The organism is Pseudomonas sp. B2021, assembly GCF_018135665.1.
GTDB classification, from domain to species: domain Bacteria; phylum Pseudomonadota; class Gammaproteobacteria; order Pseudomonadales; family Pseudomonadaceae; genus Aquipseudomonas; species Aquipseudomonas lactis.
Window position 1 is genome coordinate 1,898,481 of sequence record NZ_SMOF01000001.1, and the last position, 15,693, is coordinate 1,914,173.

15 protein-coding genes are annotated in these 15,693 nt (G+C 59.0%); 8 read left to right on the top strand and 7 right to left on the bottom strand.

The annotated features are described in order from the left end of the window. Positions 1-113 precede the first annotated feature (113 nt). On the bottom strand, positions 114-1,301 hold the full coding sequence (locus E1K68_RS08625; protein WP_072446757.1) for an MFS transporter: 1,188 nt from the start codon (positions 1,299-1,301) through the stop codon (positions 114-116). 481 nt (positions 1,302-1,782) lie between these two features. Between E1K68_RS08625 and mqo the strand changes: the two genes are divergently transcribed. Continuing rightward, positions 1,783-3,429 (top strand): malate dehydrogenase (quinone), encoded by a 1,647-nt coding sequence (mqo, locus tag E1K68_RS08630; protein ID WP_044272931.1) that lies wholly within the window; start codon positions 1,783-1,785, stop codon positions 3,427-3,429. A gap of 60 nt (positions 3,430-3,489) precedes the next feature. On the opposite strand, the gene E1K68_RS08635 is transcribed toward mqo, so the two are convergent. After that, complete coding sequence (locus E1K68_RS08635; RefSeq protein WP_003189715.1) at positions 3,490-4,338, bottom strand: LysR family transcriptional regulator; 849 nt, start codon at positions 4,336-4,338, stop codon at positions 3,490-3,492. Between the two features lie 128 nt (positions 4,339-4,466). On the opposite strand from E1K68_RS08635, the gene E1K68_RS08640 reads away from it, so the two are divergent. The 4 genes from E1K68_RS08640 to E1K68_RS08655 all read left to right on the top strand — a co-directional run bounded on the left by E1K68_RS08640 (position 4,467) and on the right by E1K68_RS08655 (position 7,822). Beyond that, positions 4,467-5,462, top strand: coding sequence for a hypothetical protein (locus tag E1K68_RS08640; RefSeq protein ID WP_212613963.1), 996 nt, complete (start codon positions 4,467-4,469; stop codon positions 5,460-5,462). A 14-nt stretch (positions 5,463-5,476) separates the two neighbouring features. Further along, positions 5,477-6,460: a hypothetical protein gene (locus tag E1K68_RS08645; protein ID WP_003189719.1), complete on the top strand. Its 984-nt coding sequence runs from the start codon at positions 5,477-5,479 to the stop codon at positions 6,458-6,460. Next, a complete protein-coding gene (locus E1K68_RS08650) occupies positions 6,457-7,362 on the top strand; it encodes a DMT family transporter (protein ID WP_003189721.1) in 906 nt (301 codons plus the stop codon). The genes E1K68_RS08645 and E1K68_RS08650 overlap by 4 nt, the downstream gene beginning before the upstream one ends. A gap of 130 nt (positions 7,363-7,492) precedes the next feature. After that, positions 7,493-7,822 carry a YXWGXW repeat-containing protein gene (locus E1K68_RS08655; RefSeq protein WP_212613964.1) on the top strand — a complete coding sequence of 110 codons (330 nt, stop codon included), beginning with the start codon at positions 7,493-7,495 and terminating at the stop codon, positions 7,820-7,822. Between the two features lie 35 nt (positions 7,823-7,857). On the opposite strand, the gene E1K68_RS08660 is transcribed toward E1K68_RS08655, so the two are convergent. From E1K68_RS08660 to E1K68_RS08675, 4 genes are all read right to left on the bottom strand, one after another. Then, complete coding sequence (locus E1K68_RS08660) at positions 7,858-8,253, bottom strand: type II toxin-antitoxin system VapC family toxin (protein WP_034135114.1); 396 nt, start codon at positions 8,251-8,253, stop codon at positions 7,858-7,860. Then, the gene (locus E1K68_RS08665; RefSeq protein WP_032892812.1) at positions 8,250-8,507 is read right to left on the bottom strand and encodes an AbrB/MazE/SpoVT family DNA-binding domain-containing protein; all 258 of its coding nucleotides are present in this window, start codon (positions 8,505-8,507) and stop codon (positions 8,250-8,252) included. Before E1K68_RS08665 ends, E1K68_RS08660 begins: the two co-directional genes overlap by 4 nt. 176 nt (positions 8,508-8,683) lie before the next feature. Then, on the bottom strand, positions 8,684-10,057 hold the full coding sequence (gene ppnN, locus E1K68_RS08670; protein ID WP_014717596.1) for a nucleotide 5'-monophosphate nucleosidase PpnN: 1,374 nt from the start codon (positions 10,055-10,057) through the stop codon (positions 8,684-8,686). A gap of 148 nt (positions 10,058-10,205) precedes the next feature. Beyond that, positions 10,206-11,030 (bottom strand): aspartyl/asparaginyl beta-hydroxylase domain-containing protein, encoded by an 825-nt coding sequence (locus E1K68_RS08675; RefSeq protein WP_057710865.1) that lies wholly within the window; start codon positions 11,028-11,030, stop codon positions 10,206-10,208. 276 nt (positions 11,031-11,306) lie between these two features. Here E1K68_RS08675 and fabV point away from each other — a divergent pair, with 276 nt between their 5' ends. Both fabV and E1K68_RS08685 read left to right on the top strand, forming a co-directional pair. Next, positions 11,307-12,500, top strand: a complete 1,194-nt coding sequence (gene fabV / locus E1K68_RS08680) for an enoyl-ACP reductase FabV (protein WP_003189732.1) — start codon at positions 11,307-11,309, stop codon at positions 12,498-12,500. A gap of 305 nt (positions 12,501-12,805) precedes the next feature. After that, positions 12,806-13,429 carry an HAD family phosphatase gene (locus E1K68_RS08685; protein ID WP_003189733.1) on the top strand — a complete coding sequence of 208 codons (624 nt, stop codon included), beginning with the start codon at positions 12,806-12,808 and terminating at the stop codon, positions 13,427-13,429. Here the strand turns inward: E1K68_RS08685 and E1K68_RS08690 are convergent. Beyond that, complete coding sequence (locus E1K68_RS08690) at positions 13,426-14,331, bottom strand: LysR family transcriptional regulator (RefSeq protein ID WP_003189735.1); 906 nt, start codon at positions 14,329-14,331, stop codon at positions 13,426-13,428. The genes E1K68_RS08685 and E1K68_RS08690 overlap by 4 nt on opposite strands. A 102-nt stretch (positions 14,332-14,433) precedes the next feature. Here E1K68_RS08690 and E1K68_RS08695 point away from each other — a divergent pair, with 102 nt between their 5' ends. Then, positions 14,434-15,603: an aspartate aminotransferase family protein gene (locus tag E1K68_RS08695; protein WP_094774422.1), complete on the top strand. Its 1,170-nt coding sequence runs from the start codon at positions 14,434-14,436 to the stop codon at positions 15,601-15,603. Positions 15,604-15,693 lie beyond the last annotated feature (90 nt).

Genomic DNA, 15,693 nt, shown 5'->3' on the forward strand with positions numbered 1-15,693 from the left:
TGGATCAAACTGTAGGTGGGGCTTCCTGAGTGAACGCGGTGCCGGTGAGTTTTTCGCGAGCAAGCTCGCTCCTACAACTGGAAGCCCCACCTACAGTTTGATCCAGTAGGGCGTTAGTGGCCGCCTTTCATTCGCCGGGCGATCAGGTAGAGACCCAGGCCCACCAGCGCTGTTGCGGCGCCGATGTAGCCGGTGCTGGTCCAGCCGAGGCCGGCAGTAATCGCCATCCCACCAAACCACGGCCCCAGCGCATTCGCCAGGTTGAACGCCGCATGGTTCGACGCTGCCGCCAAGCTCGGCGCTTCGTGGGCGATGTCCATCAAGCGAATCTGCAACGGCGCCGCCAATGCGACCATGGTGCCCACCAACCCCATGCTCAGCAGGACGCCCCACAGCGACGAGGCGGCGAAGGGGAAGAACAGCAGCACGGCCATCGACCATACCAATATCAAACCTACCGCCCGAAACTGCATGCGATCAAACAGTTTGCCACCGGCAATGTTGCCGATGATGCCGCCCACGCCAAACGCGGCAAGGCCAAACGGAATCCACTGCGGCGAGACCTTGGTCACTTCGAGCATGGTCGGCGCCAGGTAGCTGAATACGCAGAACATGCCGGCAAAGCCAATTGCGCCGATGGACAGGGCCATCCAGACCTGGGGTTTGGTGAAGGCGCGCAGTTCCTTGCGCGGGTCGCTGCGTTGTTCGTCGTGGCGGTGGGGCACGAATTGCCAGACCAGGGCGATGGTGAGCAGGGCGATCACGCTGACCAGGGCGAACGCCGAGCGCCAGCCCAGGTGTTGGCCGAGGAAGGTGGCGATGGGGTTGCCCAGCAGCATGGCCAGGGTCAGGCCCATCATCACGCGGGCCACGGCGCCGGCGCGTTTGTCGGTGGGTACCATGCTGGAGGCGACCACGGCGGCGATGCCGAAGTAGGCGCCGTGGGGCAGGCCGCTGATAAAGCGGAAGGCCACCAGCGAGCCGAAGGTGGGGGTGAAGGCGGTGGCGAAGTTGCCCAGGGCGTACAGGCCCATCAGCAACAGCAGCATGTGTTTGCGCAGCAGCTTGGCGCCGAGGATGGCCAGCAGCGGGGCGCCCACCATCACGCCCAGGGCGTAGGCGCTGATGGCGTGGCCCACCTGGGGTTCGCTCAGGCCCAGGTTCTGGGCGATGTCGGGCATCAGGCCCATGATGGCGAATTCGCCGGTGCCGATCGCGAAGGCGCCCACGGCCATGGCCGCTTCCATTTTGGCGGCGCTGCGCGCGGGCAGTACCTGCCCGGGTGTTTGCTGGATAGTCATGGGTAACTCTGTGTGGAAGGTGTGCACGAAGGACGGTCGCCGATGCTACGCAAGCCGCGACGAAGGTGTCTAGAACCGTCATTTTCGGCAGAGTTCCACGCCTGTGACCGCAGGTCGCGGCTGCCAGGCTTGACAGGAGCGCATTAAAACCCGCGATTTAGGCCTGTCAATTGGCCAAACGGCGCATAAACGCTGTTTAGCGTGATATTCTGCGCGCCGTCTTGGGCTAGTCTTTCCCTGGTGCGTACACCCGTATACGTCCCAGCGGTTGGCTGTTGCCCAGGTAGCTGAGCCAATAATGATAAGAAGTCAGCGCAGAAGGGACATAACAGTGAGGTCGATCCATCGGCCTTGTGTGCCCACCCTGCAGCCTTTATGTGACTGTGCAGACCCCGCGGTACGTTGCCTGACGTAGCGTGAACGAGGGTTACTCATGACCAGGGGCGGTAGGGCGGATGGCGTTTTATCATAGGTGCTACTGATGTTTAAAAAAGTAAACACTGCCCTGCTGGGGCTGGCTTTGTCGATGGGGATCACGTCCGTTCACGCGGAAGAGGCAAAGAAAGTCGATGTGCTGCTGATCGGCGGCGGCATCATGAGTGCGACCCTGGGTGTCTGGCTCAATGAGCTGGAACCGGACTGGTCGATGGAGATGGTCGAGCGTCTCGATGGCGTGGCCGAAGAAAGCTCCAACGGCTGGAACAACGCCGGTACCGGTCACTCGGCCCTGGCTGAGCTGAACTACACCCCGGAAGACAAGAACGGCAACGTTGAGATCCCGAAAGCGGTCGAGATCAACGAAGCGTTCCAGATCTCCCGTCAGTTCTGGTCCTGGCAGGTTCAGCAGGGCGTGTTGAAGAACCCACGTTCGTTCATCAACTCCACTCCGCACATGAGCTTTGTGTGGGGCGATGACAACATCAAGTTCCTGAAAAAGCGCTACGAAGCCCTGAAGGCCAGCCCGCTGTTCGCTGGCATGCAGTACTCCGAAGACCCGGCGCAGATCGCCAAGTGGGTTCCGCTGATGATGGAAGGGCGTGACCCCAACCAGAAAATCGCGGCCACCTGGAGCCCGATCGGCACCGACGTGAACTTCGGCGAGATCACCCGCCAGTTCGTCGCTCACCTGCAAACCACGCCGAAGTTTGACTTGAAGCTGTCGAGCGAAGTGCAGGACATCACCAAGAACGCCGACGGTTCGTGGCGTGTGAGCTACAAAAACCTCAAAGACGGCACCAAGACTGAAACCGACGCCAAGTTCGTGTTCATCGGCGCCGGCGGCGGTGCCCTGCACTTGCTGCAGAAGTCGGGCATTCCTGAAGGCAAGGAATACGCAGGCTTCCCAGTCGGTGGTTCGTTCCTGGTGACCGAGAACCCGACCATCGCTGAGCAGCACCTGGCCAAGGCCTACGGTAAGGCTTCGGTAGGTTCGCCTCCGATGTCGGTTCCGCACCTGGACACCCGTGTGCTGGATGGCAAGCGCGTGATTCTGTTTGGCCCATTCGCGACCTTCTCGACCAAGTTCCTGAAGGAAGGCTCGTACCTGGACCTGCTGACCAGCACCACCACCCACAACATCTGGCCGATGACCAAAGTCGGTATTCGTGAATACCCACTGGTCGAGTACCTCGCCGGCCAACTGATGCTGTCCGATGACGACCGCTTCAAGGCACTGCAAGAGTACTTCCCGAACGCCAAGCAGTCCGACTGGCGCTTGTGGCAAGCCGGCCAGCGTGTGCAGATCATCAAGCGTGACGAAGAGCAAGGCGGCGTGCTGAAGCTGGGTACCGAAGTGGTCAGCTCTGCCGACAACACCATCGCAGGCCTGTTGGGTGCATCGCCAGGCGCGTCCACCGCGGCTCCGATCATGCTGACCGTGTTGCAAAAGGTGTTCAAGGACAAAGTAGCCAGCCCGGCCTGGCAGGAAAAACTGCACCAGATCGTGCCAAGCTACGGCACCAAGCTGAACGACAGCCCTGAGGCTGTTGCCAAGGAATGGGCCTACACTGCCGGTGTGCTGCAACTGACCCCGCCACCTGCGATCCCGCAACTGGCTGCTCCACAGGCTACCGAGGCTGCCAAGCCTGCGGCTGAGCCAAGCAAGCCGGTTTCTGACCTGGCGCTGTAAGCAACATCTACGAAAAAGCCCGCTGAACCGGTGACGGTCAGCGGGCTTTTTTGTGGGCATTCAGAGGGTGAATCCCTTCTTGAGTTGCTCATGCAGATGAAGCGCCAGATGGTTTGCGCTATCGGACAACAAGTAGATGTGATGGCGCGGCAATTCAGGCAGTTGAACGCCGGGGATATTTTGGGTCAACCCAGCGGTTATTCGGCTTTCTTCAATCAGGCCAACGGCCAATCCGCAGATCACGGCGGCTTCTACCGCAGTAGAACTGGCACTTTCCAGCAGGACTCGATAGTAGGCGCCATGCTCTTTCAACGCCCGTATCGCCGAGGCTCGATAGGGGCAGCCGGTTAATTGCACTGCGATAGGTAGCGGCGCCTGTTCTGGTGTTTTGAATTGGTCGGAAACAACCCATACAGGCTGTATCGAACCCAACTGTTCTCCCTGCTCCAAGGGCTGAGCACTGACGATCAATGCCAAATCAATCTGTTCCCGGCTGAACATGGTGAACAGTTCGCCACTGGATCTGGCTTCTATTTCCAACTCAAGCAAGGGATTGTCAGCGATAAGCTGCGGCAGGAAATCGCGCATGAAAGCCGGCGCATAAGAATCGGGAAGCCCCAGGCGAATCCTTCCTTGCATGCGCTGGGGGGTTAAGGAGGCCAGTAAGCGGTCGTGGCTCTTGAGAAAGTCAGTGGTTTCGCTGAGTAGTTTCTTGCCATACATCGTCAGCTCAACACCTTGGTTACTCCGGCTGAACAGGCGTTGGCCGACTAAGTCTTCCAGCTTTTGAATCTGCGTCGTAACGGTCGAAGCGCTCCGATGCACATGGCTCGCTGCTTCATTGAAGCGACGGAAGCGGGCGACCGCATGGAAGGTTCGCAGCAGATCGATATTGAGTTGCTTGCTCATGATTCCTCTTTTGAGGATTAGTGGTGCGGGTTATTCAAATATACAAAATCATGCATGCTGATTAGGCTTTGGGTCAAACAGGTTCGTATGTGCTTTCGCGCCTGACAATAAGAAAAAGGAGCCCATATATGGATATCAATGAGTTGGTAGCGTCATCGCTGAAAAACAACCACGGATATGACGCCCAGATCTGGACGATTGAAAATGCCGAAAAGTACGCATCGACATCTACCGATCTCAAGGATCGAGATCGACAGGTCAGTGAAGAAATCCTTGGTTTGATGACCTCGTTGAATTTGGAGGGTGTGAACCGAGTTGACCTCTGTGCGGCACCCTGCGGCAATGGAGCATTAAGTGAGATTTTACGCGCCGTGGCGGATGATTTGGTCGGTCTGGTAGGTCAAGACCGTTTGCATTACGTCGAATTGGGGCCAGAGCCGATCAAGACGTCCGTGCTGCTTCAGCATCTGCTTGAGAACGGGGTGGAAGCTGCACATTACACGGCGGTTGATATCAACCGGGCCTCACATGACGTAATGCGTCGAGCGGTGGAACCACTGCTGGCAGCGCCTGAGAACTTTCGTTACTTGGCCACCGATTTCCGCGCGTTGTGCCGGGACGATATTGAATGTGGGCAAGACGTGACATTAGTCACGATGCTGGGGTTTCAGGAGGGAAATGAACTGCCCGAAACGATCGGCCAAATCATTCGCAGAATAGGTGGGACACGGACCTATGTCTTGTCAGAAATGCAGCTGTCCATCCCGGATGATGATGCGCATATTCATCGCTTTTATCGGCATCACTGCATGACTCGCTTTTCTGAGCTGGTGGGTTTGAAGCTCGGTTTTGACAAGGTCGGCAGCAATCATGAAGTCGTCGTTTCAGACATTGAAGTTGGTGATGACTGGTATCGCGTAGCGGCGACCTTGCTTCCTGTTCTCAGTGGTCAAGATGAAGGTTATTTGTTGACCAATGTGTGCTTGAAGTACACCCGCGAGCAATTTAGCCGTGTGCGTCAGGACTACGGTGGATGTCGCGTCATTGGTGAGTATTGCAGCGGTGACGGTAGCGTTCTCTACCAGTTATCGGAGTACCGAATGGATCACGGTATAGCCAATTGAGAGAGGACGTCACGATGAAACAGCAAAGTGAGCTACCCGTATTCGCACAAGGGGCTGCACGCCTGAAGTCAGCCCTGCAAGCATCACTGGTTCCCGCATCCCGATGTAAGCATCCCGGGGCCCTGCTCGACACGTTGCAACACTGGAGTGACAGTTATTTGCGCAGTGATGGCCCATGCCTCACAGGTCATCGCAGCTTAGCGAACCTGGGGTACATGAGGTCGCCACTAGTAATTGCCCAGCCCGAGCAGCTGACGGCAGTGGCTCAGGTCTCGGGGCTGTTCAATGAGCAGGGCATCGCCGAGTTGAGGCGAGCGTGTTATCAGCTGGAGGCGGGGTCCAGCACCAGCGACTGGATTATCTCTAACCGTACCCGTGCGGCAACGCGGTCATCGACACTTATCCGGGAGATGATGGACAGTCGGGCGTTCCTGCTGGCGGTGTCAAAAATTGCAGGTGTGCCGCTGGTTCCGCACCCTTTCTTGCGCGCCCGTTCCCAGGTCAATTACTTCTACCCGCCCCAGGCTCAGCACGATAGGGCACAGATCGGTATGTGGCATACCGATGGAACCAGCTTTGTGCTGAACATAGTGCTGTCTGAGCCCAGCGAGTACGAAGGTGGAGAGTTCGTTTATTTTGAGGGCCCTGTGGAGCGCTTTGATGTCGCAAGCCTCAATGACAACGTGCGAAGCTGTGGTGTGAAAGCCAGTGGCGATGCGGTGTATATCTACGGCAGTCGAGTGTTTCATGGCGTGCGCCCACTCACTCAAGGCCGGCGCATGTCGTTGGTGTTGTCGTTTCACTGTCCTTACAGTCAGGCGGATGTAAATAAGTTCTGGCACTTGGCATCTGACGATGGCGTGCTGCGTACCATCAGGCCTTGGTTCCAGCTCAAGTGTGACCTGATACGACCCGCCAGCGAGCAATATCGGCGTTTGGGGATTGACCCCATCACGTTTGGCGAACTCGTGCCGTTGCAATTGCAGGGGGCACGATGACGGCTCGTATTGGCTACACGCGGTTGTTACTGCTGCAGGTCGTCTTTGTCCTGTCTTGGAGTTCCGGCTTTATAGGTGCCAAGTTAGGCGCGCAGAGTGCTGGAGCCTTCAACCTTTTGTTCTGGCGTTTTTTGTTGGTTTCGTTATGCCTGGCGCTGTTTTTGAACAGACGGTTGCTGAGGGTTTCCTGGCAGCAGATCCGTCATCACGCGGTTGTCGGGTTCCTGTCGCAGTTCCTGTATTTGAGTTGCCTCTACGTGGCGATCCAGAACGGTCTACCGCCCGGGATCGCGGCGATCATTGCGGCGTTGCAGCCGTTGATGACCGCGGCATTGTCGACGGGCATGGCGTCCGAGCGCAGTGGCGGCTGGCAGTGGTTGGGGTTGATGATCGGCTTTGTCGGTGTGTCGATTGTGATTGCCGGGCAGTATGGCGGTGGCGGGCAGGGTGTCGGGCTGGTCATGTATCTCTTGCCTCTGGTGTCGGCACTTGGGCTGACACTGGCGACTTTGTACGAGCGTCGCTCGGTGCAGGCCCAGGACAGCGGGTTGGTATTGCCGCTGTTTATCCAGTCGCTGTTGACCTTGATAGGTTTTACCGCGGCCGTGATCTACACCGACACCCTGAGTATTCCCCATGACACCAACGTACTGATCTCGATTGTGTGGCTGACGGTGTTCTCCACCTTCCTCGCCTATTTGAGCCTGTGGATGCTGCTGCGGGTGATGACTGCCACCCATGTGGCGGCGCTGGTGTACCTGGAGCCGCCGGTGACTCTGGTGTGGGCCGCGTTGATGTTTGGTGATGTGATCCACGCATCGACCTACGCGGGCATTGCTGTAGTCGTGGCGGGGTTGGTGCTGGTGCGCCTGAAGCGACCGACTGTCGCCTGTACTTCCTGAGGCTGTTAGGTTCAGCAACCCGACAGACACCGCCTGTTAAAAAGTACCCAGGGCCAAGCAGGAGCGTGGCTGAAACAAGGGGGGATTTTTACCAGTGCAGGTGCTGGGCGTTCGCGCCCGAGGGTTTTGTATGTTGCTACGTTATGCAGCATTGGCCGCCGTGGTGGTCGCCGCTTCCGGGTGTGTACAAGAGCGTGTGGTGCATGAGCGCAGGCCGGTACAACACGAGTACGTTGATGTGGTCGCGCCGCAGCCGCCACCGGTGCAGGTGATCGAAGTCGAGCCGGCGGTGCGCGAAGGTTATATCTGGTCACGCGGTTACTGGCGTTGGGAAGGCGGGCGCTATGTGGCGGTGCACGGCCATTGGGAGCCGGTGCGCCAGGGCTATCGTTATGTACACCCGCATTGGGTGCAGCGTAATGATGGCTACCACTGGCAGATCGGCGGCTGGGTTCGCTGACCAAACCTCCTCACCCTTTCCTCTGTAGGAGCGAGCTAGCCGAGCCGTTTCATCCCCGCTGCCTTGGCCGCGTTCAGATCAAAGGTGGCGGTGTACTCGCACCCCGCCGCGTGGCCACAGCGTTCAACCAGGCAGTCGGCAAAGTCGGCTTTGCCTGCGCTGAACTTGCGCAATGCCTGCCAGATGATATCGGCGTGCTCGACGGTCAGCTCCCGCGTGTGCAACAAGGTTTCCAGCACCATTACCACGTCGCCTTTGGCCGACTGGTAACAGGACTGCAACACCCACACCAACTCCGTAAGCGTCACCAGGCTGACAAAGCCTGGCGAGGCGGCGGTGAGCGATTCGATCAGTTGGGACGCCTTGGCTGATTGAACCGGGTCGTCCTGGGTCAGGTAACGCACCAGCACGTTGGTATCCAGGCCGATCATCCAGCGGTTGCTCCCTGGGCCGCGATGGCGCGGTTCATGTCTTCGATAGACACGGCATGGGCAGGCTTGCGGATCAGACCCTTGAGGTCCTTGACGGTTTTGCTTGCGGCAATCATGGAAAACTTGCCGTCTTCCATTTCAACGAATTCCACCCGGTCGCCTGTTTCCAGGCCCAGGGCCGTCCTGACCTGGACAGGGATGGTGATTTGCCCTTTTGAAGTGAGTGTGGCGGTGGCCATAGTGAAGATCTCCATCGAGATACTCCTTACCTTAGGGTAAGGAATGACAGAGGACAATATCCGTTGGTCCATAGGTCGCTCGCTGAGGTGGGTGAGTTGGAAGGAATAGTAAAACCCTAGTCCGAACTCTTGAACCTCACACGCCGAGCCATGCCCCAAACGGATACAAACTATGACCGACCACCGCTAGCTCATTGCACCACGCGGTAGCACGGTACATACGCCGCGCCGCCTGGCAACTTCATGCGGTGCTGGGCCACGAAGGCCTTCAGCAGCTCATCCAGCGGTTTCATGATCGCCGGGTCACCATGGATCTCATACGGGCCGTTTTCCTCGATCAGGCGGATGCCCTTGTCCTTGACGTTACCCGCCACGATCCCCGAGAACGCCCGGCGCAGGTTGGCTGCCAGTTCATGGGGTGGCAGCGCGTGGCTCAGTTGCAGGCTGGCCATGTTTTCATGGGTAGGGTCGAATGGGCGCTGGAAGCCTTCGTCGATCTTCAGCAGCCAGTTGAAGTGGAACGCGTCGTTACGCTCGCGGCGGAACTGCTTCACCGCCTTGAGGCCGGTGGTCATCTGGCGGGCCACTTCGGCCGGGTCGTCGATGATGATCTGGTAATGCTTCTGCGCCGCTTCGCCCAGGGTGGCACCGACAAACGCGTGCAATTGTTCCAGGTAAGGCGCGGCATGTTTGGGCCCGGTAAGCACCACCGGGAACGGCAGGTCGCGGTTGTCCGGGTGCATGAGGATGCCCAGCAGGTACAGGAACTCCTCCGCCGTGCCGGCACCGCCGGGGAAGATGATGATGCCGTGACCGACACGCACAAAGGCTTCCAGGCGTTTTTCGATGTCCGGCAAAATCACCAGTTCGTTGACGATGGGGTTCGGGGCTTCGGCAGCGATGATGCCTGGCTCGGTCAGGCCCAGGTAACGGCCATTGGTGATGCGTTGCTTGGCGTGGGAAATGGTCGCGCCCTTCATTGGGCCTTTCATTACGCCGGGGCCGCAGCCGGTGCACACGTCGAGGCTGCGCAGGCCCAGTTCGTGCCCGACTTTCTTGGTGTATTTGTATTCTTCGGTGTTGATCGAATGGCCGCCCCAGCACACCACGATCTTCGGCTCCACACCCGGACGCAGCGTACGGGCGTTGCGCAGCAGGTGGAACACGTAGTCGGTGATGCCTTGGGAGTTGCTCAGGTCGATACGCTGGCTGTCCAGCTCGTTCTCGGTGTAGACGATGTCGCGCAGGGCGCTGAACAGCATTTCGCGGGTGCTGGCAATCATTTCGCCATCGACGAAGGCATCGGCGGGGGCGTTGAGCAGTTCCAGGCGTACGCCGCGGTCTTGCTGGTGAATACGCACTTCAAAGTCTTTGTAGGCGTCGAGGATGGTCTTGGCGTTGTCGATATGCGCGCCGGTATTGAGAATCGCCAGGGCGCATTGGCGGAACAGGGTGTAGATGCTGCCGGTACCGGCTTCGCTCAGTTGCTGCACTTCACGTTGGGACAGGGTTTCGAGGCTGCCCTTGGGGCTGACGGAGGCATTGATGACTTGACGTTGGGGCATTCTGATTCCTTGAAAGCATAGCCACCGCGCCCGCTTGGGGGCGATGGCTTGAGAATGGTGAGCGCCAATTAAGGTCGCACGAGACGGTTATTTACCTCAGGCGCAAGGCCCAGCGCAAATGCCGTCCAACACCATCATGCCGCAGAACTTACTGAATCAGCTTCCAGTTTTTGTAGAAAACCCGACGCAGGGTAAAGACCAGGCCGGCAAACCCTGCGATCACGGCGTTGAGCACCGAGGGCAGCAGGGTCGGGCGCACAATATCAATGAACAGGCAGTAGCGTTTGGCGTCGTTTTTGTTGAAGGAGGCGTGCATCAGCGTGTCATCGAAGATAAACAGCGGGTCGTCGTGCCAGTAGTGCTTGTGCTTGCCCACCTGGATATACACGCCCTCATGGTGCGGTGCCGGCGCCATGTTGTAGAGCACACGGAACATCATGCGCAGGGGGCCGAAGTGGAACGACGTCGAGCGGTTCTCGTTGAACACCGAGACGCCGATGGTTTTCACGAACGGCAGTTTCTTGCGCAGTTGCGGGATATCCAGAGTGGTTTCGATCGGGCGGCCGTACCACTGGAAAAACAACATGCCGCGTTTCTTCTCGGCCATGCGCTCGTCCAGGTAGCTGATGATTTCATCCTTGCGGGCCATGGCGTCGTCGATCACCTTTTGCAGGTCTTCGCGCCAGGCCGGTGGCAGGTCGTTCATGGTGTAGACATGTCGGTTGCGGCTGCTGAGCAGGTCGAGCAGGGTGTTGAACGGTGCCAGCACCCAGGTATTACGGCCGTTGCCGATAAAATACTTCTTGATGGTGTCGCGGTCGTACAGGCCGTTACGCAGGAAGTCATAAACGCCGCAGCACACCACCAACAGCAGAAACACCAGGCAACTGCGCGGGAAACAATAGATCAACAGCAGAACGCCGAGCACCCACGCCAGGGACACCAGCTTTTTGCCGACAGCATTTTTGCTCATGAAACGAGGCTCCAAAGCCGAAACATATTGAAACAATATCGTCATCATAGGGGTTTATGAGGCTCGCAGGCGTTTTTAAATAGGGTGAAATTGTGAAGCCGCTGCACAATTTGTAACCGTTGCCGTGCAGGCTCCGGCGTTTTATGGATTGAATTTTGAGAACAGAAGATTTGCGACTATCGTGACGCTTCGGTTTTTCAGGCGTCATAGACCGGTACGATTGAAGTTGAATGGCCACTATTGGCCTTCGGCACCTTGGAAGAGGCAGAAATTTTTATGATCATCAAACCGCGGGTTCGTGGCTTTATCTGTGTGACCGCTCACCCTGTTGGCTGTGAAGCGAACGTCAAAGAGCAGATCGACTACGTAACCAAAAACGGCGTCATCGAAGGCGGCCCTAAAAAGGTGCTGGTCCTCGGTGCCTCCACCGGCTACGGCCTGGCCGCGCGCATCAGTGCTGCGTTTGGCTGCGGCGCCGACACCCTGGGCGTGTTTTTTGAGAAAGAAGGCGAAGAAGGCAAGCTGAGCTCCGCCGGCTGGTACAACAGCGCGGCGTTCGAGAAGTTTGCCGTGGAAAAAGGCCTGTACGCCAAGAGCATCAACGGCGACGCGTTCTCCGACGAGATCAAGCGCCTGACCATCGAGACCATCAAGAAAGACCTGGGCAAGATCGACTTGGTGGTCTACAGCCTGGCCGCGCCACGCCGTACCGACCCGCAAGGCGTGGTGCACAACTCCACCCTCAAGCCAATCGGCAAGGCCGTGACCCTGCGCGGTATCAACACTGACAAGGGCGTAGTGGTAGACACCACCCTTGAGCCTGCAACCCAGGAAGAAATCGACGGCACCGTGAAGGTCATGGGCGGCGAAGACTGGCAGCTGTGGATCGACGCCCTGCGTGACGCCGACGTACTGGCCGAAGGCGCCAAGACCACCGCGTTCACCTACCTCGGTGAGAAGCTGACCCAGGACATCTACTGGAACGGCTCCATTGGCGAAGCCAAGAAAGACCTGGACAAGAAAGTTTTGACCCTGCGCGAAAACCTCGCTGCGCTCAAGGGCGACGCCCGCGTGTCGGTGCTCAAGGCCGTGGTCACCCAGGCCAGCTCGGCCATCCCGATCATGCCGCTGTACCTGTCGCTGCTGTTCAAGGTGATGAAAGAGCAGGGCACTCACGAGGGCTGCATCGAGCAGGTCTACGGCCTGTTCAAGGACAGCCTGTACGGCAGTCAGCCGAAACTCGACGCCGATGGCCGCCTGCGTGCCGACCTGGCCGAGTTGGAGCCGAAGGTCCAGGACGCCGTGGCCGCGCTGTGGAATCAGGTGACCGACGACAACGTCAACGAGATCAGCGATTTTGCCGGTTACAAGGCTGAGTTCCTGCGCTTGTTCGGCTTTGAAGTCGACGGCGTGGATTACGACGCGGATGTGAACCCGACCGTCAAAATCAACGGCCTGATCCAGGCTTAAAACGCGGCCAATAAGGTGGGAACTGGCTTGCCCTGATGTCAGTCAGTTAACGCAAATCCCTTGTGGGAGCGGGCTTGCCCGCGAAGGCGGTGTGTCAGTCGCAGCATCTGAGGCTGTACGACCGCTTTCGCAGGCAAGCCAGCTCCCACATTTGATCTTCATTGCTTTGAGCATTGCGTTCGCTCAATTAGGCCGTGCCTCCTCCCACCTGTCTTTTCAGACACTTCTTACGCCCCGGCGCGCGCCTCCCTCTTGTAGATCTGTCAGACTCCAGCTGCTATCAAGCCACGCTAACGGAGGATCTGATGACGATTCGTGCAGTAGTTTTTGATTTCGGCGGTGTCCTGTTCGACTGGAGCCCGCAGCACCTGTACCGCAAGCTGATCGCCGACGACGTCGAGCGCCAATGGTTCCTCGACACCATCTGTACCCAGGACTGGAACACCGAGCAAGATGCCGGTCGCTCCTTGGCTGAGGCCACCCGCACCCTGATTACCCAATACCCCGAACACAAGGCCCTGATCCAGGCTTATTACGAGCGCTGGCCAGAAATGCTGCGTGCCGAATTACCCGAGGGTGTGGCGATTCTCGAGGCCTTGCACCAAGTTGAGATGCCGCTGTTCGGGCTCACCAACTGGTCGGCAGAAACCTTCCCTTATGCCCGGGCCAACTACCCGTTCCTGCAGCGTTTTCGCAACATCGTCGTGTCCGGCGAATTGAAACTGATCAAGCCTGACCCGGCGATCTACCACGCCAGCCTGAGTCAAGTGCGTGAACACTTGCCAGACATCCAGGCCAGTGAAGTGGTGTTTATCGACGACGTCGCCGGCAATATCGAGGCCGCCATCGCGTTGGGCTGGCAGGGCATTCACCACGTATCGGCCGAGCGCACCGCCTCGCGTTTGCATGAGTTGGGCGTGGCGTTCTAGCGCGCCCATTTCTCCATCACAAAGTCGACGAACGCCCGCAGCTTGGGCAGGCGGTAGCGGTCCTGGCGATACATCAGGTGCATGGGGCGGCTGGGCAGTTTATAGGTGGTCAGCAAGGCCACTAGCTTGCCGCTGTCCAGGTCCGGTTGCACCAGAGCATCTGCCAGCATGGTGATGCCCATGCCGTTGATGGCGGCCTGGCGCAAGCCTTGGGAGCTGTTGATGGTCAATGAGCCAGACACCGGCACCTGCACCTCACCTTCATCGCCCGTCATGCGCCACAGTTTGTCGGTGTCGCGCCAGTTGTCGTTGGCGGGGTAGGCGAATGCCAGGCAGTCATGCTGCTGCAGGTCGGCCGGGGTTTGCGGTGCGCCGCGTCGCGCCAGGTAGGCAGGGGAGGCGCAAAGGGTGAGGGTGTAGGCCTGCAGGGGCCGGGCGATCAGGCTGGAGCTTTCCAGTTCGCCGAGACGGATCGCCACGTCAAAACCGCTGTCGACCAGGTCCATGCGTTCATTGCTCATCACCACGTACAGGTCGATAAGGGGGTAGCGCTGGGCGAACTCACTCAAGGCCGGTACCAGGCGTTCAGTGCCGAACACCGGCGGCGCGGTGATGCGCAGGCTGCCTTTGGGGGTTTCGCTGTGGACCTGCTCGGCCAGTAGCTCGGAGTCGGCCACCAGCCCCAGCACTTCCAGGCAGCGCTGATAATACTGACCGCCAAATTCGGTGAGGTTCTGCTTGCGCGTGGTGCGTTTGAGCAGGCTGACGCCAAGCCGTTGTTCCAGAGCCCGCAGATGGTTGCCCACCATGGTGGTCGAGATCCCGCATTCCTGCGCGGCGGCGGTCATGCTGCCGGTTTCGACGACTTTCACATACACCGACATTGCCTGGAACAGATCCATTATCAAGCCCTGGTTTAAAGTTATTGCAACGATTCTACGTTTATCCAGCAAGGGTGGTTAACCATACTGGATCCACCCCAACGATGCACTGGAGCCTCCACCATGACCGCCGCCTGCCTGATGAGCACTTATCAACCCCTGGCCCTGAGTTTCACCCGCGGCCTGGGCACGCGCCTGTGGGACCAACAGGGCCGCGAATACCTGGACGCCGTGGCCGGCGTGGCGGTGACCAATGTCGGCCATTCCCACCCAAGGTTAGTGGCCGCCATCAGCGAACAGGCCGGCTTGCTGCTGCACACCTCCAACCTCTACAGCATCGACTGGCAACAACAATTGGCCCGGCGCCTGGCCCAACTGTCCGGGCTGGACCGTGCGTTCTTCAACAATTCCGGCGCCGAAGCCAACGAGACGGCGCTGAAACTGGCGCGTTTGCACGGCTGGAAAAAAGGCATCGAACAGCCCTTGGTGGTGGTGATGGAGAACGCCTTTCACGGCCGCACGCTGGGCACCATGGCCGCCAGCGACGGGCCTTCGGTGCGCCTGGGGTTCCAGCGCCTGCCCGGCGATTTCATCAAGGTTGGCTTTGGCGACATGGCGGCTCTGGAGGCGCTCACCGCACAGTTCGGCACGCGCATTGCGGCGGTGTTGCTGGAGCCGATCCAGGGTGAAAGTGGTGTGTTAGTGGCGCCGTCGGGCTACCTCAAAGCCCTGCGCGAGCACTGCACGCGCCACGGCTGGCTGATGATGCTTGACGAAATCCAGACCGGCATCGGGCGCACCGGCACCTGGTTTGCCTTCCAGCACGAAGGCATCGTGCCGGACGTGATGACGCTGGCCAAAGGCCTGGGCAATGGCGTGCCCATCGGCGCCTGCCTGGCCCGCGCCGCCGTCGCGGAGCTGTTCACCCCAGGCAGCCATGGCAGCACCTTTGGCGGCAACCCGCTGGCGTGTCGCGTCGGGTGTACGGTGCTGGAGATTATCCAGGAGCAAGGCTTGCTCGAAAACGCTGCACGCCAAGGCGAACACTTGCTGGCGCGTTTGCGCATGGAGTTGGAGGAGCATCCCCAGGTGCGGGCGATTCGTGGCAAGGGCTTGATGATCGGCATTGAGCTGGCCAGCCCTTACCGCGACCTGGCCCAACGGGCGGCGCAGGAGCATGGGCTGTTGATCAATGTCACGCGGGGCAAGATTATTCGCCTGTTGCCGCCGCTGACGTTGGAGCGCAAGGAAGTGGAGATGATCGTACGGGCCATCACCCGCCTACTGGACTGAAAAAGTGCGGAAGGGGGCGATGCTCGTTCCCACGCTCTGCGTGGTAACGCCTCCTGTGACGCTCTGCGTCACGCCTTAAGAGCGGACGCG

Coding starts and splice junctions, on each gene's coding strand:
- ppnN (WP_014717596.1), bottom strand. CDS start 10,057: ATGCCCCAACGTCAAGTCATCAATGCCTCCGTCAGCCCCAAGGGCAGC.
- mqo (WP_044272931.1), top strand. CDS start 1,783: ATGTTTAAAAAAGTAAACACTGCCCTGCTGGGGCTGGCTTTGTCGATG.
- fabV (WP_003189732.1), top strand. CDS start 11,307: ATGATCATCAAACCGCGGGTTCGTGGCTTTATCTGTGTGACCGCTCAC.
- E1K68_RS08685 (WP_003189733.1), top strand. CDS start 12,806: ATGACGATTCGTGCAGTAGTTTTTGATTTCGGCGGTGTCCTGTTCGAC.
- E1K68_RS08660 (WP_034135114.1), bottom strand. CDS start 8,253: ATGATCGGCCTGGATACCAACGTGCTGGTGCGTTACCTGACCCAGGAC.
- E1K68_RS08690 (WP_003189735.1), bottom strand. CDS start 14,331: ATGGATCTGTTCCAGGCAATGTCGGTGTATGTGAAAGTCGTCGAAACC.
- E1K68_RS08655 (WP_212613964.1), top strand. CDS start 7,493: ATGTTGCTACGTTATGCAGCATTGGCCGCCGTGGTGGTCGCCGCTTCC.
- E1K68_RS08695 (WP_094774422.1), top strand. CDS start 14,434: ATGACCGCCGCCTGCCTGATGAGCACTTATCAACCCCTGGCCCTGAGT.
- E1K68_RS08665 (WP_032892812.1), bottom strand. CDS start 8,507: ATGGAGATCTTCACTATGGCCACCGCCACACTCACTTCAAAAGGGCAA.
- E1K68_RS08650 (WP_003189721.1), top strand. CDS start 6,457: ATGACGGCTCGTATTGGCTACACGCGGTTGTTACTGCTGCAGGTCGTC.
- E1K68_RS08675 (WP_057710865.1), bottom strand. CDS start 11,030: ATGAGCAAAAATGCTGTCGGCAAAAAGCTGGTGTCCCTGGCGTGGGTG.
- E1K68_RS08635 (WP_003189715.1), bottom strand. CDS start 4,338: ATGAGCAAGCAACTCAATATCGATCTGCTGCGAACCTTCCATGCGGTC.
- E1K68_RS08645 (WP_003189719.1), top strand. CDS start 5,477: ATGAAACAGCAAAGTGAGCTACCCGTATTCGCACAAGGGGCTGCACGC.
- E1K68_RS08625 (WP_072446757.1), bottom strand. CDS start 1,301: ATGACTATCCAGCAAACACCCGGGCAGGTACTGCCCGCGCGCAGCGCC.
- E1K68_RS08640 (WP_212613963.1), top strand. CDS start 4,467: ATGGATATCAATGAGTTGGTAGCGTCATCGCTGAAAAACAACCACGGA.